The organism is Rhizobium sp. FG113, from assembly GCF_057809895.1.
In genome coordinates this window covers 1-2531 of record NZ_JBMDKV010000055.1, presented here as the reverse complement: position 1 = coordinate 2531, position 2531 = coordinate 1, and the positions used below count along the sequence as shown (strand labels likewise).

1 protein-coding gene is annotated in these 2531 nt (G+C 62.0%); it reads right to left on the bottom strand.

The annotated features are described in order from the left end of the window. Nucleotides 1–639: 639 nt before the first annotated feature. Nucleotides 640–2115: a catalase gene (locus ACODTZ_RS36070; protein ID WP_309589528.1), complete on the bottom strand. Its 1476-nt coding sequence runs from the start codon at nucleotides 2113–2115 to the stop codon at nucleotides 640–642. Between the last annotated feature and the right edge of the window lie 416 nt (nucleotides 2116–2531).

Genomic DNA, 2531 nt, shown 5'->3' with positions numbered 1-2531 from the left:
ACAGATGCATGACGGTGATGGGCTCCAGGAGGACGAGTCCACCTTCAGAATCCATCATGAGCCCAGCCACAAGCCATCCCGTTCAGTGCGTCACGGCCATATGCGATTCCCCTGATGTCGGGGCTCATAGCGCTGAGAGTTCTCACGGTGCTTCGCCCCCGCACCGCTTCCGCATCGCTGTGAGCAAAGCACGAAGGGCCGCGCCCGACCCTGGGTGGGCGCGCGCACCCGCTCCACAACGCGGGCGCTCAAAAGCACTGATGTCAGGTGTGCGGTGAAAGACATCACCGATGCGCCCTCCCATGGGGAGGGTCGGGCGCGGCCCGGCGGTGCCGCCGGGCCCTGCAGTTGGGACATGCTTCGCTGAGATTTTCAGGGGCATCTGCCAACGGTATCCTCACACCTCCACTCAAAGTGAAGCGATAAGGGACGCGCCCGATCTTGGGTGGGCGCCAGTCCTTGCCACGAAGCTCTGCGCTCAAAAGCACTGATGTCGGGTGTGCGGTGAAAGACAGCGCCGAGGCGCCCCCTCCTTGGGGGAGGGTCGGGCGCGGCCCGTGGGGGCCACGGGCGACGCAGAGATAAAAACGCCGGCCCCTTGTGAGGGCCGGCGTCTGTGTTCATCCCGGAACGCTGGGCTTAGCCCGCCTGCCCCGCGCGCACCGCGTCTTCGATGCGCTGGCCGACCTCCGCGTCGACGCTCTTCCAATAGTCGAACGCCCGCTCGAGCACCGGAGAGCGCACCCCGCCGAGCAGCGCGCCGCTGACCGTCTCGACCAACTGGCGGCGCTCGTCATCATTGAACACCTCGCGCACCAGTTTGCCCGGCTGCGAGAAGTCGTCATCACCCGGCCGCAACGTATAGGCGCTGCGCACGAAATCGCCGTCCGCCTCCCAGCCGTCATGCACCGCGCCGGTCTCGTCGGACCAGCTGCGGCCGCCGCTATTGGTCGCATGCACCGGTGCGCTGCCGCTGTGGTGATAGGCCATCTGCCCGTCGAACATATAGGTGTTCACCGGAACCTTGGGCTGGTTCACCGGCAGCTGGTGGAAGTTGGTGCCGATCCGGTTGCGCTGCGCATCATTATAGGCAAAGGCGCGGCCAAGCAGCATTTTATCCGGCGAGAGGCCAATCCCCGGCACTGTATTCCCCGGCGAGAAGGCCGCCTGCTCGATCTGGGCAAAGAAGTTCTCGGGGTTGCGGTTCAGGGTCATCTTGCCGACTTCGATCAGCGGGTAATCCGCATGCGGCCAGGTTTTGGTCAGGTCAAAGGGGTTGATATGATAGGTTTTTCCCTCTTCATAGGGCATCACCTGCACCGACATCGTCCAGGCCGGATGCTCGCCACGGGCAATCGCGTCAAACAGGTCGCGGCGGTGGAAATCTGCATCGGCACCGGCCATCGCGCCGGCCTCTTCATTGGTGAAGAACTCCATCCCCTGATGGGTGTGGAAATGGTATTTCACCCAGAACCGCTCCCCCGCCTCGTTCACCCACATATAGGTGTGCGAGCCGTAGCCGTTCATATGACGCCAGGTGCGGGGCAGCCCGCGCACGCCCATCACATAGGTCACCTGATGCGCGGATTCGGGGTTATTGGTCCAGAAATCCCACTGCATATGATTGTCGCGCAGACCCGAGTCCGGCAGGCGTTTCTGGCTGCGGATGAAATGCGGGAATTTCATCGGGTCACGGACAAAGAAAATCGGGGTGTTATTGCCGACGAGATCGTAATTGCCCTCATCGGTGTAGAATTTCAGCGAGAAGCCGCGCACATCGCGCCATGTGTCGGGGCTGCCCATCTCGCCGGCAACGGTGGAGAAGCGCGCCAGCATCTCGGTGGTTGCGCCCTTTTGGAACAGCGCCGCCTTGGTATAGGCCGAGACGTCATGGGTGGTCTCGAAAGTGCCGAACGCGCCCGAACCTTTGGCGTGGGGCTGGCGCTCGGGCACTTTCTCGCGGTTGAAATGGGCCATTTGCTCGAGGAAATGCACGTCATGCAGCAGGATCGGGCCATCGGGGCCCACGGTCAGAGAGTTGCGGTCGCTTACCGCCGGTGCGCCGGTGCCCGTGGTCGAGCCCGTTCCACCCTGTTTCTTATTCATATCGGTCATCTAAATCCTCCTATAGTGCCCGTGAACTGACCCGGTGCTGTGCGCGGATGCCGCGCGCATCGCCAAGTGTTACATGTCGAGCCTAAGCAACCGGCACCTTTTTGTCAAAACCTAATGCCGTGGATGGCGAAGAACGGCTGTGATGGAGGCTCTGCGAGGGCCTGCGAGATCGGGGCGGTGGAAATCGCCGCCAAATTGCCACAAAATCTTTGCATATTGTGCAGCTTGGGCGCGCAATAGGCGCGGGACAGCGGTCGCAAGGCCACAAAGGAGAGACATAAGCGCAACGGCAGAGGGAATGAGCAGCATGGATGAGGCAATTCTGCTTTGGCTGGACGGGATCGCCGCCAGATCCGAGGCATTCAACGCATTTATCACCGTGATCTCGGACAATCCGCTGATCAAAGGCGTGCCGA

Excerpts from the sequence above, each read along its gene's own strand:
- ACODTZ_RS36070 (WP_309589528.1), bottom strand. The coding sequence starts at position 2,115 with ATGACCGATATGAATAAGAAACAGGGTGGAACGGGCTCGACCACGGGC.